Annotated in this window: 10 protein-coding genes; 1 reads left to right on the top strand and 9 read right to left on the bottom strand. The window is 35.9% G+C overall.

The features are described 5' to 3' along the window. Positions 1-39: 39 nt before the first annotated feature. From prwr041_RS13400 to prwr041_RS13385, 4 genes are all read right to left on the bottom strand, one after another. Positions 40-1,941 carry a RecQ family ATP-dependent DNA helicase gene (locus prwr041_RS13400; protein WP_207154282.1) on the bottom strand — a complete coding sequence of 634 codons (1,902 nt, stop codon included), beginning with the start codon at positions 1,939-1,941 and terminating at the stop codon, positions 40-42. Beyond that, positions 1,941-3,686, bottom strand: a complete 1,746-nt coding sequence (gene recJ, locus prwr041_RS13395; protein ID WP_207154281.1) for a single-stranded-DNA-specific exonuclease RecJ — start codon at positions 3,684-3,686, stop codon at positions 1,941-1,943. Before recJ ends, prwr041_RS13400 begins: the two co-directional genes overlap by 1 nt. Positions 3,687-3,864: 178 nt before the next feature. After that, positions 3,865-5,067, bottom strand: a complete 1,203-nt coding sequence (locus prwr041_RS13390; protein WP_207154280.1) for a C1 family peptidase — start codon at positions 5,065-5,067, stop codon at positions 3,865-3,867. A 16-nt stretch (positions 5,068-5,083) separates the two neighbouring features. Next, positions 5,084-6,484 carry an aminopeptidase P N-terminal domain-containing protein gene (locus tag prwr041_RS13385; protein ID WP_207154279.1) on the bottom strand — a complete coding sequence of 467 codons (1,401 nt, stop codon included), beginning with the start codon at positions 6,482-6,484 and terminating at the stop codon, positions 5,084-5,086. 107 nt (positions 6,485-6,591) lie between these two features. On the opposite strand from prwr041_RS13385, the gene prwr041_RS13380 reads away from it, so the two are divergent. Further along, positions 6,592-7,443 carry a patatin-like phospholipase family protein gene (locus prwr041_RS13380; RefSeq protein WP_207154278.1) on the top strand — a complete coding sequence of 284 codons (852 nt, stop codon included), beginning with the start codon at positions 6,592-6,594 and terminating at the stop codon, positions 7,441-7,443. Here the strand turns inward: prwr041_RS13380 and trmD are convergent. The 5 genes from trmD to prwr041_RS13355 form a co-directional block, all read right to left on the bottom strand. Further along, a complete protein-coding gene (trmD, locus tag prwr041_RS13375; protein ID WP_207154277.1) occupies positions 7,435-8,109 on the bottom strand; it encodes a tRNA (guanosine(37)-N1)-methyltransferase TrmD in 675 nt (224 codons plus the stop codon). The genes prwr041_RS13380 and trmD overlap by 9 nt on opposite strands. An 85-nt stretch (positions 8,110-8,194) precedes the next feature. Next, on the bottom strand, positions 8,195-10,198 hold the full coding sequence (locus prwr041_RS13370; RefSeq protein ID WP_207154276.1) for a hypothetical protein: 2,004 nt from the start codon (positions 10,196-10,198) through the stop codon (positions 8,195-8,197). After that, positions 10,195-12,450, bottom strand: a complete 2,256-nt coding sequence (gene fimD / locus prwr041_RS13365) for a fimbrial tip adhesin FimD (RefSeq protein ID WP_207154275.1) — start codon at positions 12,448-12,450, stop codon at positions 10,195-10,197. Before fimD ends, prwr041_RS13370 begins: the two co-directional genes overlap by 4 nt. A gap of 16 nt (positions 12,451-12,466) precedes the next feature. Beyond that, positions 12,467-14,149 (bottom strand): fimbrillin family protein, encoded by a 1,683-nt coding sequence (locus tag prwr041_RS13360; RefSeq protein WP_207154274.1) that lies wholly within the window; start codon positions 14,147-14,149, stop codon positions 12,467-12,469. 10 nt (positions 14,150-14,159) lie between these two features. Further along, positions 14,160-15,206: a fimbrillin family protein gene (locus prwr041_RS13355; protein ID WP_207154273.1), complete on the bottom strand. Its 1,047-nt coding sequence runs from the start codon at positions 15,204-15,206 to the stop codon at positions 14,160-14,162. Positions 15,207-15,388: the final 182 nt, after the last annotated feature.

Below are 15,388 nucleotides of genomic sequence, written 5' to 3'. Positions count from 1 at the left end.
GGAAAGTGAAGACTAAACTTTAACTCTTTATATAAAAACCTATTTCTGTTTTAGCATAATATATCCACAATCATTAATTATGTATTCCTCGTTAATTAAGAATTCTAATGCTTCATCTAACTGTCTATCAGGAATGTCCATTTCATTTAGTTCTGTAATATGATGTTTTTTTCCGTCTTTCAACATTTCGAGTATCCTTTTTTTCGGTAAAGAAATTCTATCTTCAGAAGCTTGGTCTGTATTGTGCTCAAGACAAACATCACATAATTCACAGTCATTACTATCTGTTTCACCAAAGTATCTTAATAACTGTCTACTTCTGCATACACTATCATTTGTTGCATATTTTATGATTGCATCAATTCTTTTTTCAAATTCAATTTTTCTGTCTTCATACACACTCTTTGAAATAATAATCCTTTCACCGTCATCTCTATTCTTTGAATATGAGATGTAAGGAGTTTTCCGTTGTGGAATAAAGTGAATTATCCTTTTCATGCTCAAATTCTTTAATATCAAATATACCTGTTGTTGTGTGAGTCCTGATTTCTGAGCGATCAGTCCCTCATCAATATATGTGTAATCATTGAAAAGTCCACCGTATAGGCGGAGCAGGGTTGTTATTATTTTATCTTCATTACTCGTAATATTTTCAAGTATGTAAAGCTGGTTACGACTAAGTAGGAATATAAGTCTTGCACTGTTTTTGGGATCGTTCTCATAGATAATATAACCTGCTCTTTCTAAAATTCTTAATGAAGAGTCTACAAGAATCATAGATAGTCCGAAGTTATGGCAAAATTTGCCTATATCAAAAGCGAACGTATGGCCTATACCACTACCGACACCTATCTGATAGAAATAAGCTAAACTGTCATATACCTTTCTAACATATTCTTTTTCTGGGAAGTTATCTGTAATACGTTTATGTAGCTTTCTACAATCTCCGTCATTGTATAACAAAACAGCATAAGCCTTTTTGCTATCTCGTCCTGCACGTCCTGCTTCTTGAAAATAAGCTTCAATAGAATCTGGGCAGTCTATATGGACAACTATTCTTACATTCGGTTTGTCAATGCCCATACCGAATGCATTTGTAGCCACTATTACGCGTGTTTTATCATTCTGCCATTCCTTTTGTCGCAAGTCTTTCGTGTAATGTTCCAGCCCTGCGTGATAGTAAGTCGCTTTAATATCATTATCGTTAAGCATTTGAGCGATTTCCTTTGTGCGCTTTCTGCTTCTTACATAAACAATTGCGCAGCCTTTTACAGAATTTAGAATATGAATAAGTTGTTGGTCTTTATCTGATGCAAGTCTTACAACATAAGTTAGATTCTTTCTTTCAAAACTCATGCGAAAGACGTTCTTTTCCTTAAATCCTAATTTTTCCTGTATGTCATCAACAACTTTAGTTGTGGCTGTAGCCGTTAATGCCAATATGGAAACATCAGGTTTTAATTTGCGTATATCTGCAATGTTAAGATAGGATGGTCTAAAGTCATACCCCCATTGACTTATACAGTGGGCCTCATCTACCGTGATGAAACTCACTTTCATGTGTTTTAATTTGGCTTGGAAAAGTTCTGAAGAAAGTCTTTCTGGTGATACATATAAAATCTTTACTCCTCCAAACACGGCATTTTCAAGAACCTTTATTATTTCAGGTCTTGTCATGCCAGAATATATAGAAGCAGCTTTGATACCGAGTTTTAGTAGGTGGTCAACTTGGTCTTTCATTAACGCAATAAGTGGAGTGATAACAATGCACACTCCATCCATTGCTAATGCTGGTACTTGAAAAGTTATTGATTTTCCTCCACCTGTAGGCATTAGCCCAAGGGTATCATGTCCGGCACAAATACTTTCAATAATGTCCTTTTGTATTCCCCGGAAATCAGGATACCCCCAATATTGTTGTAGTATCTGCCGGCATTCCATTATAATTCAGTTTTATTTTCTTCTTTTATTTCTTCTGGACGAATGTCTTCTATTTGTAATTGAATTTGGTTTCGCTTAAAAACATTTTCTTCAATCGTATATACAATATCAAACGATCTTTTACTTTTAATATATCGTGCGGATGCACTTTGACCGAATGCGATTCCATTTACAACATCGCTTGACTTAGAATCAACAAGTTCTAGCTTAATATGCTCTTGCTCTCTTCCTACAACTTTACTAGTACCATAATCATAAACACCGAGAGTGCAGAAGACTGGCTTGGTGCATTCCGGGCCAAAAGGAGAGAAACGTTTTAGGTCATTGTGGAGCTTTTTAGTTATGTCTTTAAAATCTATATGACTATCTATATTGATATTAGCTTCTGTCTGTTCTGGTTCTATGTGTTCTTCAACATAACTTTGGAACCTCTGTCTAAACTTCGGTATATCATTCCATTTAAGAGTTAAGCCAGCTGCATAGGTATGACCGCCGAAATTAAGAAGTAAATCACGACAGCTCTTTATTGCAGCATAAACATCAAACCCTGTTACGCTACGAGCTGACCCAGTTGCAAAATCACCGTCTTTAGTTAAAACTACAGTTGGGCGAAAATACATCTCTGTAAGACGAGAGGCTACAATTCCGATAACACCTTTCTTCCAGTTTTCGTCATAAAGAACTATGCTTGAATGATGCTTCTGATTTTCGAGTTTTGAGACAATCGTATTAGCATCTTCAGTCATTTGTTTGTCAATATCCTTACGTAGCTCATTATATTCATCAATGTGCTTTGCCTTTTTTATAGCCACTCCGTAATCTTTTTCTATAAGCAAGTCGACGCTTTCTTTTCCGTTTTCCATTCTTCCAGAAGCGTTTATTCTTGGTCCAATCTTGAATACGATGTCGCTCATAGATATTTCTCGCCCGTTTAGACCACAAATATCAATAATAGCTTTCAGACCGATGCTTGGATTTTGGTTTAACTGTTTTAATCCATGAAATGCAATGATCCTATTTTCATCAGTTACTGGAACAATATCAGCTGCTATCGAAACAGCGCATAAGTCAAGTAAAGGTATAAGATTTGAAAATGGAATACCATTGTTTTTGGCCCAGCCCTGCATAAATTTGAATCCAACACCACATCCGCATAAGTTCTTATATGCAAATGTGTCATCATGCCTCTTGGGATTCAATATAGCCACAGCTTGTGGCATTGTCTCGTCAGGAACATGATGGTCACAAATAATAAAATCTATACCAAGACTTTTGGCATAGTCTATTTCCTTGATTGCTTTTATGCCGCAGTCAAGTATTATAATAAGTTTTACACCAGTCTCTTTCGCATAGTCTATTCCTTTTTTGCTTACTCCATATCCTTCGTCATATCTGTCAGGTATGTAATAATCTATGTTTGAATAAAACTGTTGAAGAAACTTGTACACCAGTGCAACAGCTGTGCATCCGTCAACATCGTAATCTCCATAAACAAGAATACGCTCTTTCCTGCCCATTGCATCATTCAGTCGTTCTACTGCTATATCCATATCTTTCATAAGAAACGGATTTATGAGATCGGCTAATTGTGGGCGAAAGAATTTCTTTGCAGCATATTCGGTATTAATACCGCGTTTGATAAGGAGTTGCGCTAAAATAGGACTGATACTCAACTTGTCACCAAGTTCTTTAGCTGCTAGTTTCTCTTCTGGTGTTGGTGGTTCGTAATTCCATTTGAAATGCATTTATATCGTTTTTATTTTCTTCTTGGTTACAATATGTTTAAAACATATGTCTTTTATGATTTTTTATTGCTTATGAAATAAAAAACTGTGCTCAAAGTTACAAAATAAAAACAAAAAAAAGGCACAAACTGAAATGTTTTTTCAGTTTGTGCCTTCTATTTATTTTTGATATCAAATGTTAGATACCAAGTTTTTTGCGGATATCATTTGGTATGGCATTTTTATTAACCATGAAATCCATAGTGTTTGCTGCTATAAAGTTCTTTGTCATATACCAAATTCCCTTATATTCACCAGCTTCTCCCCATGAGTTCTTAACCATGTAATATTCTTTGCCATTTTGGTCTTTGGCGATACCGTATATAAGCATACCGTGATCGTCTGTAAGTTCCCAGTTGTCATATCTTTCCTGACGCATTTTCTGTGTAGGTATTATTTCTGGAACTTTGCAGCCCAAAGAGTCTATCATATTATTCTTCTGAGTCTTTGTCAGTTTCAACCAACGAGCCATGTCGCTACCAGTGAGACTTTGTACTTTCTTTGTGTCTGTATTATAAGCCAAACCGTCACGTGTGAAACCGTCTTCAGAAACGTCACCGCCCCAAGCTACAGTATATCCATTCATAACTGCATTGTCAATGATGCGCATCATGTCTTCCATTGGGATATTCCATGAAAGAGGGTTGCGCCAATTGTCCTGAACTTCAACAGGAAATCCCTTCCAGAAAGGATGATGGGTGTAACTTGTTATGCTTGCATAATCATTAAAATCTATGCCAAGACTTGCTGCGAAAGACTTTGGAGTATAACTCTTGCCTTCATAAGTGAATTTTTCTGGACATTTGCCTAGGTAAGCATCAAGGATGCCTTGTAGTCCAGCTTTCCATTGAGTAGACAACTTTTTTGAATCGCTTTTTGCAACAGCCATTACATAAGGAGTCATTAAATGGAAAAACTCATTATAATTGTTCAGTGAATCTCCGTAAAGACTACCTGCAGATGGCATAGCGTTTTCTGGACAGATACCATAATTCTCTAGGCAATACAAAGGATCATAAGAACTGCCACCTTCAGAAAATTGGCAATCTCCGTGTAGGCGTACTACTTGAATGGCACGATCCATATAAGTTTTGTTCGCAACAAATGACTCGCAAAGGTCATAAGTCTTGCCTGTCTTTTTAAGAATCTCAGCCTCAAAGAAACTTAGCGTAGAATAGTCCCAACATGTACCACTACGGCTTTGGTTCTTAATACTTGTAATTTTGTTCTCTCTTACTACAGTGAATACCGGCTTGTTTACATTTATCTCAGCCTTCTTTTCCTGTGCTGTTGCACCAATTGCCGTTATGGCAAGGAGTGTCATTACTAATAATTTTCTCATTTAAACCAATATAATGTTATTTATTATCCATAAAATTCTCTACGTCTTTTGGATGATAAGGAATACGATCCTTACCGATGAATCTACATCCGTCTTTTGTTATTAAAACGTCATCCTCTATTCTTATTCCTCCAAAGTCCTTATAAGTCTCTAATTTATCGAAATTCAAGAAATCTTTACAGTGTCCGTTTGATTTCCATTCGTCAATCAGTGCTGGGATGAAATATATACCAGGTTCGTCTGTAACAACAAATCCTTCTTCTAGTCTGCGACCCATTCTTAGACAGTTTGTTCCGAATTGCTCTAGGTTAGGACGAGTTTCTTCGTCAAATCCTACGTTAATTTGGTCAAGACTTTCCATATCATGTACATCCATTCCCATCATGTGTCCTAATCCGTGTGGAAGGAACATGGCATGTGCTCCAGCTCTAACTGCTTCGTCTGTATCTCCTTTGGTAAGCCCAAGTTCCTTTAATCTGTCAAACATCAGTCTGCAAACAGCAAAGTGTACATCAGCATATTTTGTTCCTGGTTTTGCTACTTCCAAAGTATAGTCGTGACATGCTTCTACAATTGAATATATTTCCAGTTGCTTTTGGGTGAACTTTCCACTTACAGGCATTGTTCGTGTGTTGTCGCTGCAGTAATTGTTTATAGTTTCTGCACCAGCGTCACAAAGTACAAGTCTACCTTTTTCAAGCACGTTCATTGATGGGGCACCATGCATAATTTCACCATGCTGAGTATATATAGTAGGGAAACTAACCATTGAACCATAAGAATTTGCTATGCCATCAACTTGTCCTCCTATAAATTTCTCAGTGATACCTGGTTGAGTGAGCCTCATAGCCGTTGTGTGCATTTTATAACCTATTACGGCAGCACGCTCAAGTTCCTCAATTTCTTGCAGTTCCTTTGTAGAGCGCATCTTCACAACAGCCTTGATTAGCGGCATGCTTGCTGATTCTTTCTGTTGGCAAGGATGTATGCCTAGCAAGTCGAATATCTGAATCTTAATGTCATGTCTATATGGTGGCAGAATATGTATCTTGCGGTGTTTGCTCATTGCATCATTGCAAATTAACTTTAGGCTTTTCATCTGAGCAGAATCTGTTGTACCTGCCTTTTGTGCCATGTCGTGAATGCTGTCAACTGACCCAAACCAAACAATATCCTCTATATCTATGTCGTCACCAATTAGTATATCTTTGTCATTGTCAATATCAATTACTCCTACTAGACCATCTCTTTGAAGTCCAAAATAATATAAAAACGATGAATCCTGGCGAAAAGGGTGATACCCATTGTTAGGGAAATTGGCTGGTGATTCATTGTTTCCGAAAAGAATGATGACACCATTCTTAACGAGCTTTTTAAGTTCGTTACGGCGTCTCACATAAGTAGCTGTATCAAACATATAATGCGATTTTTTTATTGATTTGCCTACAAAGTTACACTTTTTTAATTAAAAAACACTATCTTTGCAAGAAATTTGAATAAATTGGTGCAAAATTATTAGATTATATGGTTATTACTCGAAATATTGGTCTTGTTCTTGAAGGTGGGGGAATGCGCGGAGTTTTTACAAGTGGTGTTCTTGATGCTTTCATGAAGCATAATATTTATTTTAAATATATTGTTGCCGTTTCTGCTGGAGCATGTAATGGAATGAGTTATGTTAGCCGTCAGCCGCGACGTGCACGTATTTCAAATATTGATTATCTTGCGCGTTATAATTATATAGGTATACGCCATCTTGTTTCACAGGGATGTATTTTCGATAGTAAGCTCCTCTATGATAAATTTCCAAATCAGCTATTGCCTTTTGATTTTGATGAATATTTTAAACATTCAGATAACTTTGAAATGGTAACTACTAATTGTTTAACTGGTCAACCAATGTATTTGAGAGAATTGGAAGATCGTCAGCGTTCGCTTGATATAGTAAGAGCTTCTAGTAGTCTCCCATATGTAAGCAAAATAGTTAATGTTGATGGAATTCCGATGCTTGATGGAGGTATTGCCGATAGCATACCTGTACAACATGCCATAGACATGGGATATTCTAATAATGTAGTTATTTTGACACGGAACAAAGGTTGGCGAGATGAGGGGAAGGATAGAAAGGTTCCGCATTTTGTTTATAAAAATTACCCACGATTGAGGGTCGCATTGAGTAGACGCCATGAAGCTTACAATCAACAGATTGAACTTGTTGATAAATTAGAAGATAATGGACAAATAAAGTGTATTCGTCCATTGCGTCCTATTGAGGTTGGAAGAATAGAAAAAGATATTGATAAGTTGGAAAGACTTTACGAAGAAGGGTTTACAATTGGCGAGGAATTTATCAAAAATAACACAATATTATTTTAATAAATCAGGACGTATTTTTTTCGTGCGTTCCATCGCTCTGTCAAATTCCCACTTGCGAATCTTAGCTTCATTCCCACTAAGAAGTACGTCTGGAACTTTCCATCCTTTATATTCTGAAGGTCTAGTGTATATTGGTGCAGCAAGCATATCATCTTGAAAACAGTCACTAAGTGCGCTTTGTTCATCACTTATTGAGCCAGGAATGAGTCTAACTATAGCATCTGTCATTACAGCTGCAGCAAGTTCTCCACCTGTAAGTACATAATCGCCAATACTAATTTCACGTGTGATTAGATGTTCGCGTACTCGTTGATCTATACCTTTGTAATGTCCACAAAGAATAATGATGTTACCTTTTAGTGAAAGATCGTTTGCGACATGTTGGTCAAACTGTTCTCCATCAGGACTTGTATAGATAACTTCATCATAATCGCGTTCAGCTTTCAATGCAGAAATACATCTGTCAATAGGTTCACATTGAATAATCATTCCAGCGCTGCCACCATAAGGGTAGTCGTCTACACGTCTCCATTTGTCAAGAGTATAGTCTCTTAGATTGTGTAGATGAATTTCTACCAATCCTTTTTTCTGTGCACGTGCCAAAATGGATTCATTAATGAATCCTTCCATCATATCTGGTATTACTGAAATAATGTCTATTCTCATGGCTGCAAAATTAATACTTTTTTTATTATTTTGCAAGCATGTTGATAGATATAATGATTTTTTATATGCTTTAGTTACTTAAACGCTAGTTGTTAGCCAACGTTGCGGTGATAGGTTGTGTTATGAAATATTTATCTGTAGTCACATATATTTTTCCCGTGCTATTTGCCTTATAAGTTTTGAAATAGCAATGGAAACGTTTTAGTCCGTCGTTACTAGTACCTGTATTTTTGTATTCATTCCAACTTATATTTCGTGTATAATAATATGAGTCGGTCGTTCCATCAATAATTGATTTTCCAACAACGACAGGTAGCTCGTTAAATCCAGTAGCTTGTACGTTTGGATATATGGCATTACTATTGTGTTCTATTTTAAATGTAAGAGGAAAGCGAGGTGCTGTTAAATCTCCAGGAATACCAATGATGACATCCACCTCTTGATCTTCCGAAGACGTTACCGTAGCAGGATTTAGCTCTACTGAAAAGTTCATAGGTTGACGGTAGTAAAGATTTATGTTTCTTTCTAGTCCGTCAGAATTATATATGCTGATAGTTTGAATTTTCTGTTCAAGACTACTTGTTGGCAAATCTGTAGGTTGTATTGTTATTGTTCGCCATCCGTTTGCATCGTTTCCACTGCTTATTGTTGCTGATGCTGCTATCGGGCCCTTAATAGTTCCAATAGGTGATTTGTCCTCTTCATCAAGCCCAACGATTCTGACGTAATTTTTACCTGTATAATCTGTTGTGTTAAGTTCTCTTCGCCTCAAATTGCAAATTTCATCATCGCTTGTGGTTGATGGATCGTGCATGTTGAATACGTTTTTGTATTTTATCACAATAGGATCTTTTGTTGTAAACATTTCATCTGTGAAACTTACGTATAAGCGCGATATGTCATTGGCAATATTGGTGATATTCCCTGCTGTTGTTACACCCATAAAATTATTCATTGGACCACCTACGATTGCATCAGCCAAAGTCTTTGAACCATTCCCTGAGATTCTAGTTACTTTTAGGTTGTATTGAAAGTTCCTTATCAGGTTATAGTAAGTCATTGATGTGAGGTCAGTACTACCTGTTTGTTCAGTAGGGTAGCAGAAGTCAGCCTTGTAATAGGTAGGGACTCCTGTAGAGCCTGTACCTGAGATATATGTACCCTTAATTATTATATAAGGGTTATCAAGATCATTGCGATGGGTGCTTTCATATATATATGTCGGCTCTAAAACGTTTTTCCACGGAAAACTTGCGCTAGTTGGATCTGGATTATCTTTAAAAGTTCTTGTCTCAGGTTCGTATCCGTAGTATTTTTGATCAAGTAATTCTTTGTATGACATCGTTGTCCCATCACTGGCAATATAGTCAGCAAATCTACTTGTCAAAGGATCGTCGCTTATCGCTGTATTTACATTATATGGAGCTACGGTGCCTGATTTAGGTTGATTAAAGACATAATATCCCTGTGGTATAAATATATTTTTTATACTGTCAGCGATACTTACTGTTACCTTTGCAAAGTTTCTTATCAATTTCAAGTTTTGCATTTTAGGTAAAGTCTTTTCTACGTCTACAGTTCCGTCTGAATTCATATAAATACCTTCGTCAAACACTATTCTCTGCCAATATGAGTCAGTGGAATCTGTTACAATCATCTTTCTCATAAGTGAAGCTTCATCAAGAATTGTGGTGAAAGTAGGATTGAAATTTGCTACAAGATGTACGATTCTCGGAGTTGTTGATGTATGCAGTGTTACATGAAAATATGTGAGACCATTACTCGCCGTTGAAAAATTATTGATGTTATCGCCATTGCTATTAGCCGCTTTACAAGTATCAACTTCCATTAGTAATCCATTGTTATCAAAAACTATAGCATACAACTTTTTAATATCAGGAGTTTCTCCAAGACTACGAGTGCTCATCACTTGTAGGTCTGGCGTATTAAGCGAACCATTAATGTCTACAGGCTTTCCATTAGATTGAACTATGTTGTAATCTGTTAGAAAGTCGTGCTCTGAGCATGCCGTAAAAAATAATGTTATAGCAATCAGATAGAATATATAATGTAATTTACTTTTCATCATTTTGTAGTCTTTATAGTATAAGTTCCACTAGGGCATTTAGTACCTCCCCAATACCAAGTGTCATAAACTGTTCTTACATAACATTGAACATTACTACCTGCTTCATAGAAATTACCACTATTGTAGTATCTTCCACTGCTAGCCCAGTAATTTGCACCATCAATAAATAGAGTAGGAATATTACCTTGTGATTGCATATAAGCGACAAACATTATTTCAGCCTCAGTTGGTAATCTCCATCTTCCTGCTGCATAACCGTTTTCTTGATATGTTGCAGCACGCTTCTGAGCATCAGAGAATTTTACTCCGTTTTGCGAGCATTGTCCCCATGCAGATGATACTTTGAATGCCGGAGCTATTACAGAACGATATGAATCTGCTGTTGAGGCTATCATTAAATTGGCACAATCTGTAGAAGTCCATGAATTAGTACTTGATGATGTCGAAAGATATCTAGTAATTGAAGACGAACTCCAACCTGCATTGACTCTTGGGTCACCAATCTTGTAGTAATATGTTTCTCCACCTACGGTATAGTATCCATTTTCTGAATTAAATGCTGTAACATAGACATTTGTTATTTGTGTCTGTGCTAAATTACCTAAGGAAGTAAATAAATAACCATAAGGTGTTACTACGTAATTATCTTTAGAATAGCTATAATAATTGTTTTTACTATAATAAGTTCCGTCTGAATTTTTTGCAGCACCTGACATTGTTGCATTTGTTACTCTAGCAAAGTAACCATCAATAAATGCGTTTCCACCATCTTCTGTGGAAATATATAGTGATGGATATTGAGTCATAATGACAGTCTCGGTTAGCCCCTCATTGTTTGTTACTTGAAGATGTATATTCTGATATGTGTATGTACCGTCAAACTCATGAGTAAACGTAATTTCTTTATCAGATGTTATGTCTACTTTATATTTAGCTAAATCTGCGGCATTTGTAAGCACATTGGATCTTGGAGTACCTGAGGTTTCATACGTGTAGTAATCTACTTGCGTAACTTTTGTGTTTGTCTTATCTAAAGCAGATGAACTTGTATATTTTATTGTTGTTGAAGTTTGGTTATTCAATATTATACTTTGTGGATCAACCGTTAGATACTGGTACTTATGAAAATCACCGCTAACATTCTCGTCAGTCTTGCTGCCTGCACCAACATCAACAGTTCCCCAGGGTAGAATAGTGAAACTTGAAGGACTAAGTTTTATAGGCGTTTCCTTGTTAGTACTTCCAATATCGTTTATGTTTAGATAAATAGTGTATTGACGATTGCGCTCTATCTTTCTGTTTTGGGCATTTATACTTAACTGATAATAAGTGTTGATATATCTGTTTTCGCCTTTCACGGTCCATGGTATACATATTTCTACAACAGTCTCTCTTGGATCAACTTCTCCCCATGATGTTGGGTAACTGTAAAATGGAACATGAGAATATGCATATTCAACTCCCGCATAGGTCTTTGATGCATCTGTCTTTTGTAGAATTTCTTGTTTGTTGAAATAATCTGCATCAGAGGATACATAGCTAGCATCAACCTTCCCTTTATTTAATCCATTTAGCAAACTTATAGTCATGCTTTCAAAGTTAGGTGTATAAGTTAAAGTAGTATTGGTTGAATTTTCATCTACAGACTCCTTAATGTTTGAATACACCACAACTTTAGCTGCACATCTATACAAAGGCACTGTAGAATATGCAGCGTTGTTATTCCAAGATATGTCTTCACCGCCAGACATTGTGAATTTATCTTGAACTCCAGAACTACTAATTGTGAAATCAGAAGATACAATAGAATTCTTAACTTCATTAAGGGTCATTCCATCGTTGAAATTATTGGTAGGGTTAGCAATAATATATGCATATCCACCATTTGATAATGCTGATTTTAGTTCATCTGTAATTCTCGTTCTTACGAGATAAGACCCATCATTGTTTATCGAAACGCTTTGCCCTTGTATTGTTTGTACAGCTGCTTGTGTTGTATCATTATAAATGAATATCGTTGCGTTTTCAATATAGTTTTCGTTCAATTGGTCTTCACCGTTTATTGTTGCTCGGGTAGATGTTTCTATACCATTTTTCTCTGCAGTAGTATGGTATAATACAAAAGATATATACCCGTCTTTCAGAGTGGATTCACTATCATTTGCGATATCCTTTTCTGAACAACTATATAATGTCATAATTATGAATGACATTGCAAGTATATATGTATATTTTATAATAGTTCTCATCATACTCTGTCTAACTATTTTAATTTTTTGCGTTAGCGGGTTCAACAAATTTATACTCTTTGAATATGTCGCTTCCTGTAAGCGTCTTTACTATTGTAGATTGGTTCGGCTGAATAACGTATATTCTTAATATAGCCGAGTTATCTGTAGAATTTGTTGCGTTTTTTGCCCTTATCCTTAAAGTTGCTTGTGTTCCAATAGCACCTTGAGGATTTTGATTTGCAAGTACAGTCCCGTTTTCATCAACAAATTGGAATGCATCTATATCTCCAGATTGTATAAGTGCTGCACGCCAAGTAGCTCCACGTGGTGTGGCAATGTTGAAACTTAGCGCACAAGTCTTGTTCCTTAGATAAATAATACCGTTAGTTCTATCAATTGAATCTCCATATTGAACAGCATCAAATTCTATACCACCGCCAGGTGCAATGGTTATAAGATTTGTTTCTGTATCAATTACTTGTGAAATTTCCTCCCATGGTTGTGGAATTGCTGTCAATTCAAGGTAATTTGCTTGAATATTTATATTGAGATTATATTTTCTGTTTCCAATGAAATCAGTGTTTACATCACCAGAAATAATTTTTTCTGTGTTTGTGTATGTTGTTGTTGGTGTACCACTATTATTCCAAGGTCCATACCACCACAAAATCACATTTCTAGTTTGTTTTTGTTCTGTAATTTGTGTTAGTACTTCATAAGTAATGCTTATTTTCAAATTCCCGTTTTCTGCAGCCAATTTTGGTATTAGGGTAAGATATTTACCTTCTGGTAATAAGGTCATTGTCGTAGTGTTGACACCGTTCTTATACCAGTTATTCGTATTTATTTGATTCTGTGTTTGACCAGCTGTTTGAGCATATTTTATATCATCATTTAATTCTGAGTCTAAAAGATATTCCAAAGTTCCACTTTTATTATTCCATGCTGGAGTACTAGCTACGCTATTTTGCAATGAAAGCGTAGCTTGTTTGTTAGCGTTTGAAATAGTAACGCTCTTAATTAGATATTTTGTCTGAATGTAATCTATACTTTGAGAAATATCTGAATGTGGTACAATCGTTGAGTATGGTTCTGTGTATAGTGTGCTTGAAATAGTTGGTATAATTTTGGCAAGGGCATGCTTGAAGTGCCAGTGTACTGTTTCGTCACTAGGCCTTGTCTCGTTAGTGTATGGCATTCCGTTACTTCTAGTTCCCCAAAGTATGTCTTCTTGTTTATCTAAGTCAGTTGATGCAATGTAAGTTATTTCCGGATTACCAGTACTAGTATTTTTGTTTAATGTTAATTGATTGCTTCCTAAGTTTGGGTTATATGATGTTGCAAAGAAAGATAGCATATTTTTTCCAATAGGCCAATACATTGTGTCTCCATCATAACCCCATGCACCGTTATTATATTTTACGTTTACGTTATCCATAAGCGTGTAAAGGCTTTGGTTGGCAGTAACGAAATTGTCAGTACCATGATAGTATGCGTAAACTTTGAAGCCGTTAGCTTGAAGATCTGCGCTATTTTCTATGGAGAATGGAGATGATGTTACGCTACGAGTCTTCATACTGTCTGTTTCTGCTGAGATGTCGATAGCATTATCGCTGATATTATTAGCATAGCTATTATCCGCGATGTCACTTTTTTCTGTGCATGAAACTATGCATAGAACAAACAGTATTAAGGTAATATATGGTCGTGTAATCTTCATTTTTACTTTATCAATTAGTACTAGGTCCGCTTACATCAGTGTCATATCCGCTGTTAGACCATTCGTCGGTCGTAGCATCCATTTTTATAGGCTTTAAACCTATAGTAAATGTGTAGGTATATTTCTTTCCAGGTAACCAATCCGTTATGTTCCCAGTGTTTTTTAGCACTACATTTTGCTCATTATTCGTGTATTTGTACTTTTCGTTACCGTTGTTGTCGATAAATATTATATCATAGTTTATAGTGAATACCACGTTTGTACTCAGTTGCTGTGGAACCATTAACAGAATATTTCCTGTTTGGTTAGAAGTAGTTGAAGATAGTGCACTGGTATCAAGTACATACTGCTGATCTGACGTTCCTGTTTTGAAATATGGAGTCCATGTAAATACTGTTTTCCCAGAACTTTGATCATAGCTAGGGTGGCAAGTGCCTGCATTGTACAGTCCCGATATCATGGCACTGTTAACTTTAAGCTTTGCTATGCTTTTCATATTATCATCAATGATGAGTTTTATGTTTACAAAGCTTAGTATATGATGAAAGTTGAAATCTATTTTTCCTTCATTATTGGTGTCTTGGTATGTCTTGTCTTTTATTAAATCGCTAAGCATCACATCTACTTGGTCACTAGGATTATCCTCAACGTTTAATCTTAAACACATTTTACTTTCATCTTCAATATTCTCAACACCAATATCTTGACTACCGTTTGAAAGGTTATTCCAAGGATAGTAGGCAAAGAAACTAAGTTTATCGTTAGGATTACTTGGCCAGTATTTTGTAGGTGAGTATGTGAAACTTACTGTGTTGTTTAACGCTTTAGCCACCATTTTCTGGTTATTCATAAATGACGCAACATGAGATGTTATGTCATCCCATTTTGTTGGACCTTGATAGAAAGAGAATACACCAATTGAATTACCACTTGGAATGGTGGTTGTGTTGGTTCCATCAACAATGTAATTGCTATTGGCACGACTAGTTGTTGCTTTACTGGTATAGCACGAAAAATCCATAGAAAGTGTATTTGCTAATATGCTTTCACTTTCCATAATAGAATTGTCACTGCAACCTGATGTTACCAATGACAACCCTAAAATTAGAATAAAATATAATAAAATTTTCACTTACTTAGTCAATCACTTACTTGATCAATCATTTACTTCGTCAATTCGTCCACAAAATTAGTCAAAAAGAGATATATTACCAAGCTTTTTAGGTTTCTTCTTTAACT

The organism is Prevotella herbatica (genome assembly GCF_017347605.1).
Classification (GTDB): domain Bacteria; phylum Bacteroidota; class Bacteroidia; order Bacteroidales; family Bacteroidaceae; genus Prevotella; species Prevotella herbatica.
Note: the sequence above shows the minus strand (reverse complement) of the source record. Positions and strands in the feature narration are given on the sequence as shown.

Excerpts from the sequence above, each read along its gene's own strand:
- trmD (WP_207154277.1), bottom strand. The coding sequence starts at position 8,109 with ATGAGAATAGACATTATTTCAGTAATACCAGATATGATGGAAGGATTC.
- prwr041_RS13370 (WP_207154276.1), bottom strand. The coding sequence starts at position 10,198 with ATGATGAAAAGTAAATTACATTATATATTCTATCTGATTGCTATAACA.
- prwr041_RS13390 (WP_207154280.1), bottom strand. The coding sequence starts at position 5,067 with ATGAGAAAATTATTAGTAATGACACTCCTTGCCATAACGGCAATTGGT.
- prwr041_RS13385 (WP_207154279.1), bottom strand. The coding sequence starts at position 6,484 with ATGTTTGATACAGCTACTTATGTGAGACGCCGTAACGAACTTAAAAAG.
- prwr041_RS13355 (WP_207154273.1), bottom strand. The coding sequence starts at position 15,206 with ATGGAAAGTGAAAGCATATTAGCAAATACACTTTCTATGGATTTTTCG.
- prwr041_RS13400 (WP_207154282.1), bottom strand. The coding sequence starts at position 1,941 with ATGGAATGCCGGCAGATACTACAACAATATTGGGGGTATCCTGATTTC.
- prwr041_RS13360 (WP_207154274.1), bottom strand. The coding sequence starts at position 14,149 with ATGAAGATTACACGACCATATATTACCTTAATACTGTTTGTTCTATGC.
- recJ (WP_207154281.1), bottom strand. The coding sequence starts at position 3,686 with ATGCATTTCAAATGGAATTACGAACCACCAACACCAGAAGAGAAACTA.
- prwr041_RS13380 (WP_207154278.1), top strand. The coding sequence starts at position 6,592 with ATGGTTATTACTCGAAATATTGGTCTTGTTCTTGAAGGTGGGGGAATG.
- fimD (WP_207154275.1), bottom strand. The coding sequence starts at position 12,450 with ATGATGAGAACTATTATAAAATATACATATATACTTGCAATGTCATTC.